Consider the following 15,926-nt stretch of genomic DNA (forward strand, 5'->3'; position numbering starts at 1 on the left):
GTTCAATTCGGGGTAAATTTGCTTTATCATTGGGCCGATGAAAATTAGCACTCAGATCTTCAATTACCCTTCGCTGGCCGCCCTGGCTGTCCTGATTATTCTGGCAGTGCCTGCCCTGGCAACTGCCCAGCAGCTTTCTTTTGACGAGTGGCTGGCCGAATTGCGGGCCGAGGCCCTGAGCCAGGGAATCAGTGAGCAGACGCTGATCTCCGCCCTGGACGGCATTGAGCCCGTGGAGCGGGTGCTTGAGCTGGATCGCAGCCAGCCGGAATTTGTGCAGACTTTCACCCGCTATACTGACCTGAGGATCTCACAGTTGCAGATTGACAGGGGCAGGGTACTGCTGCAGGAACATGCCGGCCTGCTGCAGCAGGTGCAGAGCCGCTATGGGGTTCAGCCCCACTACCTGGTTTCGTTCTGGGCACTGGAAAGCAATTATGGCCGTGCTACCGGCGGGTTTACGGTAGTTGCGGCCCTGGCGACGCTGGCCTACGATCCTCGCCGGGCGGATTTTTTTCGGCAGGAATTGTTCACTGCTCTGCGTATCATCGATGCCGGCCACATCCCGGCGGAGCGCATGACCGGCTCCTGGGCGGGCGCCATGGGGCAGCTGCAGTTTCTGCCTTCTACGTTTAATAATTACGCCGTGGATGGTGACGGAGACGGTCGGATCGATATCTGGAACAGCCTGCCCGATGTGTTTCACTCCGCGGCCAACTTTCTCTCCCGTTCAGGATGGCGGGGGGACGAGCGCTGGGGGCGGGAAGTTTCGCTGCCGGCGAATTTCGATTATGGGATGTCGGGAACCAGTGTCCGGAAAGCCGTGGACGAATGGCGGCAGCTTGGGGTAACCCAGGTAAACGGTGCTCCGCTGCCCCAAGCCGACATGCAGGCATCTGTCGTTATACCCGCTGGCGCAAACGGCCCGGCTTTTCTGGTATACAACAATTACCGTACCACATTGGTCTGGAACCGCTCCACGTTCTACGCAATTTCAGTAGGGCATCTGGCGGACCGACTGGTCGGCGGTCCGCCGATTCGCAATATGCCTGCCAATGAACAGGCTCTGAGCCGGGATGACGTGCTGGAACTGCAAAGCCTGCTTACCAGCAAAGGGTTTGAGGCCGGCCCGGTAGACGGGATACTTGGCGGTCAGACCCGTACCGCAATCCGGCAATACCAGCGCCAGGCCGGTATTCCGCAAGACGGCTACGCCTCTTACACGCTGCTTGAATCCCTGCGCGAATGAGAGGTTGGCGGGTTTTTGACCTGAAAATATAGAATTGACAGAACTTTGTCTGTTTGTCACTGGGTCGAAGGATCCAGTGGCAGACCCAGGGACGTATTTGCTGACATGACTGAACAAGATTCTTTTGCATTGCAACGCTACCGCCGCTTCGCCTGGATTACTATCGGCGCTGTGTATTTTCTTATTCTGGTCGGTGCCAGTGTAAGGGCCTCCGGGGCGGGAATGGGTTGCCCGGACTGGCCTACCTGCTTTGGTCAGTGGATACCGCCGACCAGTGAGGCGCAGCTGCCGGCCGATTATCAGGAGATCTACGCTGAACTGGGCTATGCGGACACGCGGTTTAATGTCGTAAAAACATGGACTGAATACGCCAACCGTCTGATCGGTGTGACTATCGGGTTGCTGATTTTTCTGACCGCGCTGTTTTCCTGGCGATGCCGGAAGCATGATACCTGGATTTTCCGGGCGTCTGTGGCTGCCTTTCTTATGGTCGGCTTTCAGGGGTGGCTGGGCTCCCGGGTGGTAGCCTCCAACCTGCAGCCGGGCATGATTACCCTGCATATGCTGATGGCCCTGGCAATCGTTGCAGCTCTCCTGTTTGCGCTGGCCCAGTCCCGTCGGGGGATCATGGCTGCCCAGACGATTGCGGGCATAGACCCGCGCTTTGAGAAATGGCTTTACGTCATTATTGTGCTGGGTCTTATACAGATCAGCATGGGTACGCAGGTCAGGGAGATGACCGACTTGATCAGTCGCGCCCAAGGGGAGGAACTGCGTTCCAACTGGATTGAGTTTATGCCCTGGTTTTTCTACGTGCACCGCAGCTTTTCGGCGGTAGTGTTGTTTTCAAATCTGTGGCTGCTTTATCTGCTCGTAAGCTCATTAGGCTGGCACCACAGTCTCACCCGCTTCACTGTGGCTATGATCGCCGTAACAGGGCTGGGTGTAGTGTCTGGCGCCACCCTCGGACACCTGGGTATGCCCGCGCTGGTTCAACCTACCCACCTGCTGGCAGCTTCGCTGCTGTTCGGATTTCAATTTCTTATCTGGATGGGCTATCGTCATGCCCGCGATGTCGACGGTCCTGGCGCCAGCGAATCACACCCATTGCCAGTCTGAGGCGTAGAATCGAAAGCCGAATTGTCGTTCCGGTTGCGTGGTTGCCTGGTTGGCGGACTGGCAGTGCTGCTTGATTCTGCTGCCGGCAAGCCAGTGCTCCGTGACAGGCTGTCCGACTGTTGGAACGCCGGATCTTGGCTTTGTAAGCTGAACAGGCTAAGCTCTCTCCCCTCGATTGCCTGATAGCAGACAATAAAAAGAATAGCGATGATGGCATTGCTGCCAGCCGCAGTTGGTTTTCAGTCATATCGCTCGGCCCGGAGAACGGTTAGCGGCGTGACCAACCTTAAAGGTCTGGCATGTTAGAAACTGCTACGGGAAACAACTTTGTCCGATCCAGTTCTGCTTTTTACAATTCAGCTGTTTGCCATTAATTCTCTGATATTACTGGCGATCGGCTATCTGAAAGCCGAGCCCCGCGCGTCAAGTGCCAGGATATTCGCCTTGCTGGCCAGTTTTGCCGTTCTTTACGTGATTAACGGCATGTCCGCTCCTCACGTCGATCCCCAGTTTCGCATCGATCTCTCCCGGTGGAGCCTGCTCATCAGTACGGCTATCGCAGCGATTCCCGGCTTATTCATGCTATACAGCTACCTGGTGTTCCAGGAGCGGCGACAGTTTCCGTTAGCGCTGGGCATTCTCTTTGCCATACAGATTGTGCTCGAGGCCACGCTGTCGCTGGTGGCGAGCAGCGGCGCCAGCCTGGCACTCGCGCTCCTGGCGACCGTTCTGGATATCATGCAGTTGTTGTTTGTGGGTTTCGCCATTTACTGGACAGTCAAGGGATGGCGATCAGATCTGGTGGAGGATCGCCGTGCGCTGCGATGGATGATTATCTCTCTGCAGGGGGCGTTGATATTTTTTGTTGTGCTGGTAGAGAATTTCCTGCTGGCATCCGGCTCGATCAATGATGCGCAGGCACAGCTGGTCCTGGTTTCGGCGATAGCCGTGCTGGTAACCGCCATGCTGATTGCGACAATGCAGTTTGATTATGTCTCCCTGAGCAACGTCATACGCAAAGTCACGGTTCTGAAAGTCGAGAGCGAGAACTCGGCAGACTTTGATATTGAAACCTTCAATCTGCAGTTCAGGGACGCCAAATTGTATAGAGAAGCCGGTCTGACTATATCAAGCCTGGCTAAAAAGCTGGGTTTGCCGGAATACCGGCTCCGTGCCTTCATTCATAAGACCCTTGGCTACCGCAATTTTAATGCAATGCTTCACCAGTATCGGATCGAAGATGCCTGCGAAGCACTTGCCGATGCTGAAAACCGCGGTGTGCCAGTTCTCACAATAGCCCTAACAGTCGGTTACCAGTCAATCACACCCTTCAATAATGCCTTCCGGGAGATAATGGGTGTTACCCCTTCCGAATACAGGAAGCGGAAGTTGAACGGGGACACGAAGGGGTAGTCGGCTGACGAAGTTGTCTCCAGGTTGTGGATTTGGCGGCATTGCTGGGGTATTCTCTGAGGAGGGTCCAGGCCGGTCAAGCGCAGGACTTGGCAGCAAGAGCAGGCTGCTGACCAGAGTTTGATCAGCCTCAATATTCAGCTTGCAGATCTTGGTATGTTGCGTCGAGAATGGGAGCCAGAGGTTTCAAATCGTTCGGTAGGCGATTGGCGATTAAAGAAAAGACAATTCAAAGAATTAATAATTAAAAAGCAAAGCGATCGCCGGATTCAGCATCCTGGTGGTACGAAATGTCGATAATCAAGAGGGGAGGTCACCTGAGGTGAACGAGCTGCTATACAACTTTGCCTTATGGCTGGACACGCACGACTTAAGTACCCGCCTGCACGAATCCTACTACATGTACAATTGGGTCGAGTCGACTCATGTGCTTACCCTTATGTTATGCCTGGGTATGCTTTTTCTGATTGATCTGCGGATGGTGGGTTTCGCATTCACCAACATTCCCGCCAGCACTCTCGCCAGAAAGCTGAACCTTCCCATGTTGATAGGTTTTACCGTCATGTTTATTACCGGAGTCACGCTGTTTTATGCGGTTCCGGTCAGGAACACCCAGAGCATCTGGTTCAGGGTCAAGATGGTCCTTCTTGTCGCTGCTGCGATTAATGCTTATTTGTTCCACAGAAACATGCTCAATGCCACTGGCGACTGGGACACTCAGTCCAGAGCCCCGGCCAATCTCCGGTTGGGAGCGGCCCTGTCACTGGTATTCTGGGCATTGATTGTCATCTGTGGCCGTTTCATAGCCTACGACTGGTTTGATTGCGAATACACGCAGCCAGGTTTAATGCAAGCCCTTTCAGGTTGTGTCCCGGGTCAGACAATATTCTAATAAGCGATTCTGACCGGGAATTGGAGAGGTTTCCGGCAGGCATCAAGGAGCACATAATGTCATCAATTGCCGCAACATCTACATTAGGGGCATACCGTCGGACCATTGTCGTTGCCGTACTGGTGATTGGCACACTGCTGTTTTCAGTGATACCGATCTGGCCGGTGGCCGAGTGTGCCAGTACCGGGGGAGAGTGCCTCATCACCCTGAGACGGCATGTGTGGGTAAATCTCTATGATTTTTTCCTGTGGATGGAAACTACCTGGTTTGGCGTGATCGGTAAAACCTGGGGAGCGGCATTTGCGCTGGTGGAAGCCTTTCATCTGCTGGCGATGGCGCTGCTGGGTGGCGCGGTGTTTATCGCCGACGCCCGTTTGCTTGGTATCGGCTTTAAAGATGTCCCGGCCCAGGAAATTCTGGACAAGGCGCACAAGGTTTTTAAATGGGGCCTCGGTATAGTGCTTTTCACCGGTGTCTTCATGGCCTGCGGCGTGGCGGGTAAAATCTACTTTCTGCCGGTGTTCTGGTACAAGATGCTGGCGCTGGCGACGGGTATTCTGTTCGTATTCTTTATCAAGCGGCCGCTACTGGCGCGGGGTGTGGAAAACCTGAATCCGGCCACTGTCAAACTGATTGCCGTTTCTTCGGTCCTGGTTTGGGTGACCGTTGCCGCCACCGGGCGCTGGATCGGCTTCGCCGGCAGCTAGTTAACTTTTAAGCCGGGCAGGGATTTTATCCGCGGATGCGGGGTAGGGCGATTTTTGCGGCGGCAGGGGATTGAGCAGAGGCAGTTTTAAATCAGGTAGATTCTACTAAGACAGGTTCTGGAAAGACAGACTGGAGAAATTCATGACCGAGCAAGGGAATACAGAAAACAAACGCGATGACCTGGAAACCGCAGCCCTGGTCACGTCCGCTACTATAATCGTCTTCTTTGTTGTTTATTGGGCGGTACAGATCGGAAGTACTTACTCGCTTCTGGCTATGGCTTACGAGTGGTAGTGTTTGTTTGACCACCCCGGTGGCAATACAGGCTGCGATGGAAAAAATAGTCTGTGAGGCAGGCAGGAATAGTGCCGCACAGGATAGGAAAAAGAATGCCCCTTGGGGCATTCTTTTTACCTGCTTTAATAGGAGGCCCCTTAAATGTGCCTCTCAAAGATGGCGAGTTGCAGCGAATGCAGTATTTTTGATCGCTTTACCTGTCCATAAAGCTGAAAATCGCTTTTATTAAACATAGCTTGTAGCGAAGGCAAGGAATCAGGGTATTGCTTTATTGGCTTACCGGACACAAATTTCCTGAATCGTCTTCTCAGGCTGATCACTGAGACAGGTGAAAAATAGGAGATTATGACGTAGCGGGAAGTGACGCGGCACAGTTCACGTATCAACCTTTCTTTTGCGTCTTTTTCTTCAAAATGGTGCAGCAGTCTGAAACAGATCGAGCAATCGAATGCCCTGTCGCTAAACTCCATGGCCATGATGTTCTGAACCTTGATGTCAGCTGTCAAACCCTGCTCGTCAAGGGAAGCCCGACTCAGTTCTACTGCCGCTTCGCCAAGGTCAACCCCGGTAACCTGGCACCCCTGCTGCGTAAGCCAGACACTTATCCTTCCAACCCCGCAGGGGGCATCCAGCACGGATTTGACGCTACCAGCCGGTAGCAGGCTGAACGCCTTTTCAACCAGCTGCATTTCACTGCGATGCTTACGTGGTTTTCGATGGGTGTAGAGCCGGGCGCTGACTTCGTCAGATTTCACTCTAGCGTGATTTGACAGTTTTTCCGCGCTCGGGTCGCTTGTTTCAGCGTGCATAGAATCGGTCCATTAGGCGGGTGGTTAGTTTCGGGTGGAACCTGAGGTGAGAGTCTAGCAGATTTTCGAGCACCTGCTCGGGTATTCGTTGAGCTCTCTTCAGGAACTGGGAAAGATCCCTTTTGATTGCCGATCGGGCAGTAAGGCAACGTCTGGCTCTTTCGAAATCGATCAGATAGGGCTGGCTTTGCAATTGATCAGGTTCAGGATCAAGTTCAAAATAAATATGGTTGGGGTATAGTGCTCCATGGCTGATTCTGTTGGTATGCATTCGATAGAGAAGTTCTCCGGTACGCTGCAACAATGGTGTCAGGGTATTCCAGTCTGGTTTTGATTCAATCAGATCAGCGAGGGGCTTTGCCTTCAGAGCGCGGGTAATCAGGATGCCTCGACGGAAATCAGCGCCGGATAGGAAACCAGATCCGACTACTTCGACAGCTGGCAGGCCCATGCGCAGGTTTCGTTGGATGGCCGCCAGTTCATAATGGTAAGTAAGAGTTCCGAAAGGATGTGAAAGGGATCGTCGCAGTTGATTCTCCTGGCGTTTAACATAATAAAGCGCTGACCCCTGCGGGGATTCGATTTTCAGTTGACTGACCGCACTCCAGCCGCCGCGCCGCTCATTGATTTCGTCCACATACACTGCCGGCAGCCCCCAGAAGTCATCGAAATGCTGGAGGCCCACCAGAGCTGCATCTCTGGCAAAATCAGGATGCAGATAGAAAGAGCGGCCGTGTTTTGAAAGCAGTCTTGGATAGGGATTGGAAAGCGTCATGTGGCCAGGATCTGGGAAAGCAGAAGTTTCGAACAGTGTGCGGTGTCAACCTTAAGGGATTCTTAACAGGGAAGGACTTAAAACTCGAATTCCAGCATAAAGCGAATCGTCGTATCAGGTGTGGTGTCGTTCAGTGGGAACAGTGCCCCTAACTCCCAAAAGAGCTTGCGCGCCACACCAAACCTTTCAACGCCCTGAAATACTGGCCCTGCCGCAGACGTGATTTCGTCGGAGTAAAATTCCAGGCCAGGTTCGAAACGTTCCGAGAAGCGATAGCGCAACTGGGCGGCGACATCAAAATCAAATTCATTGTCAATATCGGAGCCGAATTCGTACTCGGTGCCGAAATTCACGGTGCCGATCAACGTTGAGCTGATTTGTTTTTCCATCAGCAATGCCACACCTAACTCGGTAATGCTTTCGCTGCGCTCCCGCTCGAATTCGAAGAGAACTCCCCAGTCAGCCCAGAATTCACCCTGCTCGGTGAGCTGAACCTTGGTTTCCAGTTCCCAGGCGTCGAGTCGAAAATCATCCAGAGGTGTTTCCTTGCCGATCAGATACCCTTCGACGAATATACGGTCGGTCACCGCCCGGCCGATAGCAAAACGGTGCCTGGCTACACCGTCTTCCAGGGGATCATCGTCGGTATGATAAACGGTGCGATACTCGATCTCGGTCTCCAGGGGTTGTACGTAGGGATGATAGACTTTATCAACGCCATTGTGCTGGAACGGATCATCGGCCAGCGCAGCCCCAGGAATAACCCCCAGCAGAAACAGGCTACAGTGGCTGAAGAGGTCCTGAAGGCATCGTGCCCGCCGGTTGCTATACGGCATGGGTGGCGGGGCCTCGCTTGTCAGTAGGGTGCAGGCGCGCACTCAGCAGCATTCCCAGCAGAATAAGGAGTACCGTAGTCAGATAAAGGCCAACGTGAAGCGGCGTTGGGGTTGCCTCGTAGGAAAACAAAGCGAACAGTAATTGGCCGATCACCGAACTTTCTGGTATCAGGAATGAAGAGTCCCACAGTGGAAGCTGGGAAGGCAGTTTGTCTGCCTGCATCAGATAAGTGACGCCTTGTAAAACCATGCCTGCGCTGACGGGCACCAGTACAATACTGCTGACCATGAGACAGCGGCGTCGACTCAGCATGCTTGCCGAGTAATAGATTAGCGCGCCAAAGCTGAGACCGATGCCGGTTCCAAGAGCGCCCCCGATCAATATCGGTTGTAAAGGCTCCGGAGAAAGCAGATATCCTGAAAAATAAATATAGATTTCCGCGCCCTCCCGGGTGATCGCCAGGCCAATACTGCCACAGAGTGCTGCTATTCCAATCCACGCCGGCATCAGTCTTGAGTCAGGCCTTAGCTTCCCGATGAGGTAAAAATTGAATAGAGCCAGGCACAGGCAGATACCGAATAAGGTCATCGCATTGGTGATTTCCTGGCCGACGCCATCGAAGGCATCAGTGATTGTGTCAAAAAAATAAGCATAGAACCCGGCGCCGACGGTCCCCAGCAGTATGCCCGCCATTATCCAACGGCGATTTATGCCTATATTTGCCGTGGCAGCCATCAGCAGGCTGATGATCAGCATCGCCTCGACAACTTCCTGTAGAATAATGATCAGTGCGCTGGTCATGATTGCTGGCTAAGTTTCATCCACTACAATAATTTTCCCCTGGGCGGTTTTCGGATAGAACTCGCCGAAAAACGGGTACTCTCCGGCTTTGAGGGGGCCGATGAAAACAGTGCCGGTCCGACCGCCACGAATGACTTTTTCCCGGTTCAGTTCGTAACTTTCAAACTCTTCAGCCGTTGCATCCGTGTTCACGATTCGCAGTTTTACTTTGACCCCGCTGGGGATGATGAGTTCCGAGGGATAAAACAGATGGTCCCGAATTTCGATAATATATTCGGGAGTCGCGGCCCGTCCGAAAGCCGGTGCCAGCATCAACAGGAAAAAAATCGCTTTTATCTGGTATCTGAGTTTCATGCTAGGTGCTTTTCTGCGGGTTTTGAAAATGGATTGTCACGCAAAGTCCTGTGCCCGATTCAGGGTCACTCAAGGCCATGCTGGCTTTGTGCAGGTCCACAATATGCTTGGCGATCGCCAGGCCCAATCCGCAGCCGGGCTGGGCGCTGATGTGCCGGTCGCCCCCGGTGCGGTAAAATCTTTCCAGTGCCCGGTCACGTTCCTGTTCTGGAATTCCCGGCCCGTTGTCGGTGACTTTTAACACCACGCCATCGGTTCGACTTGCAACCTGAACAACGATTTTACCTTCAGTCTGAGTGTACTTGGAGGCATTGCCAAGCAGATTCTTCAGCAGTGTGGTGATTGCGAACCGGTCTCCCTGCACCGGAGCCTTATCGCCCAGCAACTCCAGTGTCTGGTTCTTCTGCATAAACTGATCGTAAGACTCGCTTACTACCTCCTGGCACAACTCGTAAAGATCCAGGCGCTCAAATTGTGCCATGTAAAGGTCCGGTGAGGTTCTGTTCAGGTCAAGAATCTGTTCGACAAGGTGCCCCATGCGATCAATCCCGATTTTCAGTTGCTGTGCCGAAGCTGGCGGGTTCTGCAATTCATCCAGCAGATTGTGAATCTGCACCTTGAGCACGCTGATCGGAGTGCGCAGTTCGTGAGCCGCGTCAGCTGCAAAGCGTTTTTCCCTTTCGAAGGACGCCTTGAGACGTCCAAGCAGTTCGTTAGTTGATTGCTGCAGGGGAGCCAGTTCTTTTGGTGTCGCGTCAAGGGATACCGGCGTCAGATCAGTTGCCTCCTTGCTCTGCAACTCACTCGCCAGTCGGGTGACCGGTTTCAGTCCAGCCCCGATAAGCAGCCAGACAATGAAGCCCGCCACAGGAATGCTCAAAACAATCGGCAGTACCGATTGCAGGACGACCTGCTCGGCCAGGGTATAACGAATGTCATAACGTTGGGCGGTGGTAATCCAGCGCTGATTAGTGGCGTCGCGATAGGTGAAAGTATGCCAGCGATAGCCATCAAAGTTGACATCCCGGTATCCTGGCTGCAGATTGGTTATGGCAGCCCTGGCGCCAGTGTTGAAATTGAAAAGGAGATTTCCATCGTAGTCCAGTACCTGAAAAACCAGGGTGGACTGAAAATCCGGGGAATTGTCGAGTCCCGGGTTGAAGCTGGGTTGCGGATTTGAGTTGCCTGCCGGCGGCAGAGTGGCACTGATGAGCAGCGCATACTCAACCAGTTGCTCGTTAAACAGAGTTTCCGCCTCCAGCATGCTTTCCCGGTAACCCCGTAACGAGGAGAGAAAGTTGACCAAAGTAATGATGGCAATGATTGTCAGGGTCAGGAACAGACGGATCGACGGCATTGACGTCTACTGGCCGGTGTCTGGTTTCGGTGTTTTGATAATGTAACCAACCCCACGTACGGTCTGGATAAAATCTGTCGGCAACTTCTTGCGTAGATGGTGTATATGCACCTCAACAGCATTGCTGCTTATCTCTTCTCCCCAGCTGTAAAGCTTGTTTTCCAGGGATTCCCGGGTTTGAATTTTGTTGCCACTTTCCATCAGCGCCTTCAATAGCATGTATTCCCGCCTGGCCAGGTCAACGGATTGTCCACCGACCTGCAACTGGTGCGTGTGGGTGTCCAGAATGACAGTGCCCAGGGTAATAGTGGAACTGGGCGCCTTGCTCAGGCGCCTTTCCAGAGCGCGAAGACGGGCCAGCAGCTCGTCGATGTCGAAGGGTTTGGGCAGGTAATCATCAGCCCCGCTATCCAGACCAGTAACCCGGTCTTCGATGGAATCCCTGGCGGTCAGAATCAGTACCGGGTTCGAGAAGCCCTGTTTACGGATTTTTTGCAGCAGTTCGATGCCGTCAATGTCTGGCAGGCCCAGGTCCAGAATTATAATATCCGGGGGCGTGGTTTCAACGACCAGCACGGCATCCTTGCCGTTGCCGACCCGGTTGATGGCGAAATTGTGGCGCTTCAGAGCCACCACAACGGCCTCCGCCAGGAGATTATCATCTTCTACCAACAATACTTGCATGGAGTCGATGATATCTTCTTATGGGGAAAAGTCGAATAGCAAGATTGTTATTTCAGCGCCGCGAGTGCCTGATTAATGTCATTCTGGCGGCCCTGGTCTGCCAACTCCCGGCCGGGTCTGGCTGCTGCTGACTGCGCTTTCAGGTAATAGGCCCTGGCTGTGTCGTACTCTTTCTGATCGCGTTTGAATTCCGCGTAAAAGTAGTTGGCGTCGATATCATCCGGCGCTATCTCCAGCGCTTTCGACAGCAGTTCTTCCGCTTTTTTATTGTCACCGAACCCGACTGGCCAGCCAGGAACGTTGTAATAAAGAGTGCCTAGACTGGTGTAGGCCGAACCATTCATGGCATTCGGATCAATGTCCATGGCCCTCTCAAGATCCCGCCGGGATGCCTTGGCCAGGGAAAGAGCACCAAGACCACCTTTGGCCCCGGCATAGGTGGACTTGATGATGCCACTCCAGATCCAGGCTTCGGCGGAGTCAGGGTATTGAGTGGTCACCTGGTCAGCCTTTGCTGCCAGAGACTCAAAAGCTACGACCTGCTCATCGCCAGCCAGCTGGTAGTTGACTTCTGCCCAGCGATTCTGCAGTGCCAGAACATCGGCGCTCACCTCTGCCGCCACATAGCCACTGAAGAGGAGTGGTACCAGAAAGACAGTAAAGAGAGATTTCATCAGTTTGTTCATGGGAAGTTACCTCCTTGAGGAATAAGGTTCAATTAGTCGCTGGTTCTTTGACCGCTGGAGACTGAGCGACGCCGGCCTCGATGCGTTCGTCTCGGGCGGCGGTCTTAATAAGCGCCAGGTTTTTCATAAAGTTACGATCGACCAGCCCTGGCAGTAGAGCGTTGATTCGGACAAAGAGTTTTTCCGGCCAGCCAACACTGTATTCGCCAAACCGTTCATCCAGAATCCGGTCAACCAATAACTTTGCTACGGCCTCCGGAGAGTCTGACTTGTTACCGAGTTTGTCATTGAGGGCATTGACCGGGCCGGAATTCATGCCGGTTCTGATCACTCGTGGGTTGAAGTGAAGAACCTTGACCGGTGTGTCGGCCAGCTCTCTACGCAAGGTTTCGCTGAACCTTGCAAGGCCGGATTTGCTCGCGCAGTAGGTGCTGTAGCCCGGATTGCCGATGGCTCCCAGAACGGAGCCGATGTTGACTAAAATTGCTTCCTGCCTGGTTTTCAGCAGTGGCAGCAACCTGGCAGTCAGCATGATCGGTGCCACCAGGTTCACCATGAACAGTTTGACCGTGGCGGGATATTCATGGTCTTCCAGCATGGCAAACCGGTTCAATCCGGCGCTGTTGATCAGTCCGTCGATACCCTCGGGTAGTTGCTGGCAGAATTGCACCAGTTCCTCGATGCCCTGTTCCTGGCTGAGATCCAGGTCCAGGGAACAATGCTGGAGCGTTTCGCTGCCGAGCTCAGTAGCCAGGTTCTCCAGGACTTTCAGGCCCATTCCTACCAGCACCAATCGGGCGCCCGAGCCTGCCAGCCCCCTGGCGATTTCCTGTCCTAGGCCGCCGTTCGCGCCGGTCAGGACCAGTGTCTTTCCTGCAAGAATCATGTTATTACCTCTCGATGCCAGAAGTTGGACTGGCCGCCAGCTAGTGCCGGATACTCTCGAAGACGCCCCGATACAGTCTGTAAAAGGCCTGCGCCGAATGTATGATCAACTGCTGTTCCTGTGGATCTTCGAATTTGTCCATCAGTGTCTCCAGGAATTTGATATGTTCCTGATCGAGGCTGCCGTGGGAACGCAGGTAACTGAATGCCCGTTCCGAAAGATTCAATGCAGTCTTGATTCTGTCCGCGGCGGAGTCGGCCAGATTGACGCTGGTGCCTTCAAGAACCAGTACCATGCCGAAGAACCCGACGGGATTGATCCGATTGACCAGATCGTAGGCATAGGAAACCATGAGCTCGGTTTCAAAGTTGGGTGTACTGTTACGTACAGCTTCTTTGTCGTATCCGCAGGCGGCGATATCGTTGAGTATCCATTCCTGGTGGCCGATTTCTTCTTCGATATATTCCGCGACGGCTGATCGCAGCCACTCTTTGTCATCTCCAAGCCTGGCACCCACGGACATCAGCAGGGGAACCGTGTGCTTGACGTGGTGATAGGCCTGGCCAAGAAATCTCACATAGTCGTCCAGCTCAATGTCACCACTGAAAGTGCGCTGAATCATCTCGGTGCCGATGAGCGCCTGGCGTTCGGATTCAGTGGCGGATTTAAGTTCCTGATAAAAGCTCATTGGGTTTACTCCGAATAAACAGGCCGCCCAGTGGGGGGCTGCAGGGTCGAATCGCCCGGCTTTGAAGCCGGATAAAGAGAACTGATCTGGTCGGCATAAAGCGTTGCGACGACCTCTCGTTTGAATCTTCCATTGCTGGTCAGTGTGCCTTCTTCCGTGTTCAGCGGCTTCGCAAGTCGCAGCCAGGAACCGATTCGGGCATAGTCGGGCAACAGTCTGTTGGTCTGCTGGATTGCGGAATCCAGGGTTTCATCATCGACAGTGGGGTTGGCGAAGATCAGGGCGCCAAGGAAGGGGCGCGCCTCTCCAACTACTATTGCCTGCAAGACTCCCGGGATTGCCTGCAATTCAGCTTCTACCCACTCGGGCGAGATATTCCGACCAAAGGAACTGATAATGAGATTCTTGCGCCGGCCATTTATATAAAGGTAACCGTCGGCGTCCAGATAACCAAGGTCCCCGGTAGCGAGCGCGCTATGCATGGCCGGCCCCGTTCCATCGGTATAACCAAGGAATAGTTTTTTATCCACAACAATCTCGCCATCGACTACTGTCACCTTCGCATTGGGCAAAGGTCTGCCTACGCTGCCGGGACGATTCTGCCCGGGCAGGTTCAGGCTGACCACAGAACCACATTCGGACAGGCCATAGCCCTGATAAACCGGGAGGCCAGCCTGGGTTGCTCCGGCCAGGAGTGTCTGGCTGACTTTGCCGCCGCCCACGGCGATGAACTGCAGGCTGTCGGGAGCCTCCCAGCCGCCATGACTCGCCATAACCAGGGCGTCCAGCAGTTGGGGTATGAGAATCATGCTGTGGGGCCTGATGCGGGACAGGCTTTCCAGAAACAGTTGCGGGACAAAGTTGGAACTACCCTCGAAGCCCAGGTCTGACAGGCCAGGCACAACGACTTCGGCGCCTCGCAACAAGGGGGCATAGACGCCGGCTATGTTTTCCAACAGGGTTGCCAGTGGCAGAACACAAAGATGTCTTTCAATCGGGCAGTCGCGGGTAGCCTCGGCCAGGACTGTGGCCATTTCCGTAATCAGATCATCACCCAGGCAGACGCCTTTCGGAGCGCCGGTAGACCCCGAGGTATAGGTTATTTTCAGCGTTTTTTCCGGCAACCTCGCTTTATCAGCGCTATCGACAGCTTCCCGATGCCACAGCACCAGGTCCTCGAGGCCGGGTAATTTTTCCAGCCTGGAATAATTGGCTGGCAGCGGTGTGGAGGCGGGCGCTATAAGGCAGTGTGCGCCCGCATCGTCCAGCGCGTGTTCCCGTTGCCGGGGGGAAAAGAACAGGGGGACAGGCACCAGGCAGCGATCGGCTGCCAGGCTCGCCAGATCGGCAATAATCCAGTCAATGCCGTTGTCTGCCAGCAAACCCAGTGGGCCTGGATCAATGCCCTGCAGGTGGCGGGACAGGCGCTCGACGCGTTGGCACAGGCTTTCGTAAGACAAGACACTGGCTCTGGCGCCTGGGGTGGACAGGGCGGGGTCCTGCAGGTGCTGCCTGGCTCCGTCCTTAATGGCTTGCCACAAGGCACTCATATTACTGGCCTCGACGTTGCTGGCGCAGAATTCGCAGGGTTTCAGCCAGGCAGTCGATTTCCTCATTGAAGGTTTGTAGCAGCTTGCTGGAAAATTCATTGCTTTCCAGAACAGCCAGTCCCTGGCTGACACTGCCTGCCTGGACCATGGGCTGGGACTGGTAGTAGCTGCCCCAGACCTGTTGTTTGTTGACCAGCCTGGATTCATCTGCCTCGCAGAGGGTCACGGGTTGGAAATTCAGCCGTGTAAGCAGCGAGCGCACCTGCGACGTGGCTGTAAAGACCACCCAGGTGTACCCGGCCCTGGCCAGGACTGCGGTCAGTAAAATGAACATCAGCTGATTGCCAGACCGGTAACTGGAGGCAAGATTGCCTATTTCCATCAGTCGGTCCCGTTCCACCTGAACTCCGCTTTGGCGAGAAATCGCTTCCTCCAATGGGCAATCAAGGTATTGCTCCAGGAAAAGCGGGCGCTCCGTGCCGGGGCGCAGTCCCACGACCGAGGACAGTTGGCTGTCGTCGATACGTGACAGCAGGAGAGGAAAGAATTCCACAATCGAGGCGCCGTAAGCGACATTGAACTTGTTGGCGATGAACTGTTCCAGCCTGGCGCGCTGGTCCGAACTGGGCGAATTCAGGGTAAACAGGGTCGTCGCGGACTTATGGAGCGCTCTGGGGGGAACGATGGCCCCTCGGTTGGACGGCTGCTTGACCAATTGCTGTAACTCGGTGGCTGAGGTTGACATGGCAGATTCCTGTTACTGACTTCACTGCATGCCACGTTACGGAGTCAATATTAAGAGAAACTTAAACAGAACAGGG

At 54.1% G+C, this 15,926-nt stretch carries 18 protein-coding genes; 6 read left to right on the forward strand and 12 right to left on the reverse strand.

Annotated elements, in window-relative coordinates; all coding sequences use genetic code 11:
* Positions 1-37 precede the first annotated feature (37 nt).
* From R3F50_14675 to R3F50_14700, 6 genes are all read left to right on the forward strand, one after another.
* Entirely contained in the window at positions 38-1,249 is a 1,212-nt protein-coding gene (locus R3F50_14675) for a lytic murein transglycosylase (GenBank protein ID MEZ5491543.1), read from the forward strand.
* Between the two features lie 105 nt (positions 1,250-1,354).
* Complete coding sequence (locus R3F50_14680) at positions 1,355-2,368, forward strand: COX15/CtaA family protein (protein MEZ5491544.1); 1,014 nt, start codon at positions 1,355-1,357, stop codon at positions 2,366-2,368.
* A gap of 327 nt (positions 2,369-2,695) precedes the next feature.
* The gene (locus tag R3F50_14685; GenBank protein MEZ5491545.1) at positions 2,696-3,781 is read left to right on the forward strand and encodes a helix-turn-helix domain-containing protein; all 1,086 of its coding nucleotides are present in this window, start codon (positions 2,696-2,698) and stop codon (positions 3,779-3,781) included.
* Positions 3,782-4,103: 322 nt separating this feature from the next.
* A complete protein-coding gene (locus tag R3F50_14690) occupies positions 4,104-4,673 on the forward strand; it encodes a DUF6644 family protein (GenBank protein MEZ5491546.1) in 570 nt (189 codons plus the stop codon).
* A gap of 56 nt (positions 4,674-4,729) precedes the next feature.
* On the forward strand, positions 4,730-5,380 hold the full coding sequence (locus R3F50_14695) for a DUF6644 family protein (protein MEZ5491547.1): 651 nt from the start codon (positions 4,730-4,732) through the stop codon (positions 5,378-5,380).
* A 142-nt stretch (positions 5,381-5,522) separates the two neighbouring features.
* Positions 5,523-5,675, forward strand: a complete 153-nt coding sequence (locus tag R3F50_14700) for a hypothetical protein (protein ID MEZ5491548.1) — start codon at positions 5,523-5,525, stop codon at positions 5,673-5,675.
* Between the two features lie 140 nt (positions 5,676-5,815).
* Here the strand turns inward: R3F50_14700 and R3F50_14705 are convergent, their stop codons facing one another.
* The 12 genes from R3F50_14705 to R3F50_14760 all read right to left on the reverse strand — a co-directional run bounded on the left by R3F50_14705 (position 5,816) and on the right by R3F50_14760 (position 15,850).
* Positions 5,816-6,487, reverse strand: a complete 672-nt coding sequence (locus R3F50_14705) for a methyltransferase domain-containing protein (protein MEZ5491549.1) — start codon at positions 6,485-6,487, stop codon at positions 5,816-5,818.
* Entirely contained in the window at positions 6,477-7,262 is a 786-nt protein-coding gene (locus tag R3F50_14710; GenBank protein MEZ5491550.1) for a lipopolysaccharide kinase InaA family protein, read from the reverse strand. Before R3F50_14710 ends, R3F50_14705 begins: the two co-directional genes overlap by 11 nt.
* A 77-nt stretch (positions 7,263-7,339) precedes the next feature.
* A complete protein-coding gene (locus tag R3F50_14715) occupies positions 7,340-8,098 on the reverse strand; it encodes a hypothetical protein (GenBank protein MEZ5491551.1) in 759 nt (252 codons plus the stop codon).
* Positions 8,088-8,900 carry an FTR1 family protein gene (locus R3F50_14720; protein MEZ5491552.1) on the reverse strand — a complete coding sequence of 271 codons (813 nt, stop codon included), beginning with the start codon at positions 8,898-8,900 and terminating at the stop codon, positions 8,088-8,090. Before R3F50_14720 ends, R3F50_14715 begins: the two co-directional genes overlap by 11 nt.
* A 9-nt stretch (positions 8,901-8,909) precedes the next feature.
* Positions 8,910-9,254 carry a cupredoxin domain-containing protein gene (locus tag R3F50_14725; protein MEZ5491553.1) on the reverse strand — a complete coding sequence of 115 codons (345 nt, stop codon included), beginning with the start codon at positions 9,252-9,254 and terminating at the stop codon, positions 8,910-8,912.
* Between the two features lies 1 nt (position 9,255).
* Entirely contained in the window at positions 9,256-10,611 is a 1,356-nt protein-coding gene (locus R3F50_14730; GenBank protein ID MEZ5491554.1) for an ATP-binding protein, read from the reverse strand.
* A 6-nt stretch (positions 10,612-10,617) separates the two neighbouring features.
* Positions 10,618-11,295: a response regulator gene (locus tag R3F50_14735; GenBank protein ID MEZ5491555.1), complete on the reverse strand. Its 678-nt coding sequence runs from the start codon at positions 11,293-11,295 to the stop codon at positions 10,618-10,620.
* A 47-nt stretch (positions 11,296-11,342) separates the two neighbouring features.
* Complete coding sequence (locus R3F50_14740; GenBank protein MEZ5491556.1) at positions 11,343-11,981, reverse strand: hypothetical protein; 639 nt, start codon at positions 11,979-11,981, stop codon at positions 11,343-11,345.
* 28 nt (positions 11,982-12,009) lie between these two features.
* A complete protein-coding gene (locus R3F50_14745) occupies positions 12,010-12,867 on the reverse strand; it encodes an SDR family oxidoreductase (GenBank protein ID MEZ5491557.1) in 858 nt (285 codons plus the stop codon).
* 40 nt (positions 12,868-12,907) lie between these two features.
* Positions 12,908-13,555: an iron-containing redox enzyme family protein gene (locus R3F50_14750; protein MEZ5491558.1), complete on the reverse strand. Its 648-nt coding sequence runs from the start codon at positions 13,553-13,555 to the stop codon at positions 12,908-12,910.
* Between the two features lie 5 nt (positions 13,556-13,560).
* Positions 13,561-15,171, reverse strand: coding sequence for an AMP-binding protein (locus R3F50_14755; GenBank protein MEZ5491559.1), 1,611 nt, complete (start codon positions 15,169-15,171; stop codon positions 13,561-13,563).
* Complete coding sequence (locus tag R3F50_14760; GenBank protein MEZ5491560.1) at positions 15,107-15,850, reverse strand: thermostable hemolysin; 744 nt, start codon at positions 15,848-15,850, stop codon at positions 15,107-15,109. Before R3F50_14760 ends, R3F50_14755 begins: the two co-directional genes overlap by 65 nt.
* Positions 15,851-15,926: the final 76 nt, after the last annotated feature.

Source organism: Gammaproteobacteria bacterium (assembly GCA_041395725.1).
GTDB lineage: Bacteria > Pseudomonadota > Gammaproteobacteria > Pseudomonadales > Pseudohongiellaceae > NORP240.

Bases quoted from the DNA above. Each gene is read 5' to 3' on its own strand.
- R3F50_14675 (MEZ5491543.1), top strand. From the start codon at position 38: ATGAAAATTAGCACTCAGATCTTCAATTACCCTTCGCTGGCCGCCCTG.
- R3F50_14680 (MEZ5491544.1), top strand. From the start codon at position 1,355: ATGACTGAACAAGATTCTTTTGCATTGCAACGCTACCGCCGCTTCGCC.
- R3F50_14695 (MEZ5491547.1), top strand. From the start codon at position 4,730: ATGTCATCAATTGCCGCAACATCTACATTAGGGGCATACCGTCGGACC.
- R3F50_14700 (MEZ5491548.1), top strand. From the start codon at position 5,523: ATGACCGAGCAAGGGAATACAGAAAACAAACGCGATGACCTGGAAACC.
- R3F50_14705 (MEZ5491549.1), bottom strand. From the start codon at position 6,487: ATGCACGCTGAAACAAGCGACCCGAGCGCGGAAAAACTGTCAAATCAC.
- R3F50_14710 (MEZ5491550.1), bottom strand. From the start codon at position 7,262: ATGACGCTTTCCAATCCCTATCCAAGACTGCTTTCAAAACACGGCCGC.
- R3F50_14715 (MEZ5491551.1), bottom strand. From the start codon at position 8,098: ATGCCGTATAGCAACCGGCGGGCACGATGCCTTCAGGACCTCTTCAGC.
- R3F50_14720 (MEZ5491552.1), bottom strand. From the start codon at position 8,900: ATGACCAGCGCACTGATCATTATTCTACAGGAAGTTGTCGAGGCGATG.
- R3F50_14725 (MEZ5491553.1), bottom strand. From the start codon at position 9,254: ATGAAACTCAGATACCAGATAAAAGCGATTTTTTTCCTGTTGATGCTG.
- R3F50_14730 (MEZ5491554.1), bottom strand. From the start codon at position 10,611: ATGCCGTCGATCCGTCTGTTCCTGACCCTGACAATCATTGCCATCATT.
- R3F50_14735 (MEZ5491555.1), bottom strand. From the start codon at position 11,295: ATGCAAGTATTGTTGGTAGAAGATGATAATCTCCTGGCGGAGGCCGTT.
- R3F50_14740 (MEZ5491556.1), bottom strand. From the start codon at position 11,981: ATGAACAAACTGATGAAATCTCTCTTTACTGTCTTTCTGGTACCACTC.
- R3F50_14745 (MEZ5491557.1), bottom strand. From the start codon at position 12,867: ATGATTCTTGCAGGAAAGACACTGGTCCTGACCGGCGCGAACGGCGGC.
- R3F50_14750 (MEZ5491558.1), bottom strand. From the start codon at position 13,555: ATGAGCTTTTATCAGGAACTTAAATCCGCCACTGAATCCGAACGCCAG.
- R3F50_14755 (MEZ5491559.1), bottom strand. From the start codon at position 15,171: ATGAGGAAATCGACTGCCTGGCTGAAACCCTGCGAATTCTGCGCCAGC.
- R3F50_14760 (MEZ5491560.1), bottom strand. From the start codon at position 15,850: ATGTCAACCTCAGCCACCGAGTTACAGCAATTGGTCAAGCAGCCGTCC.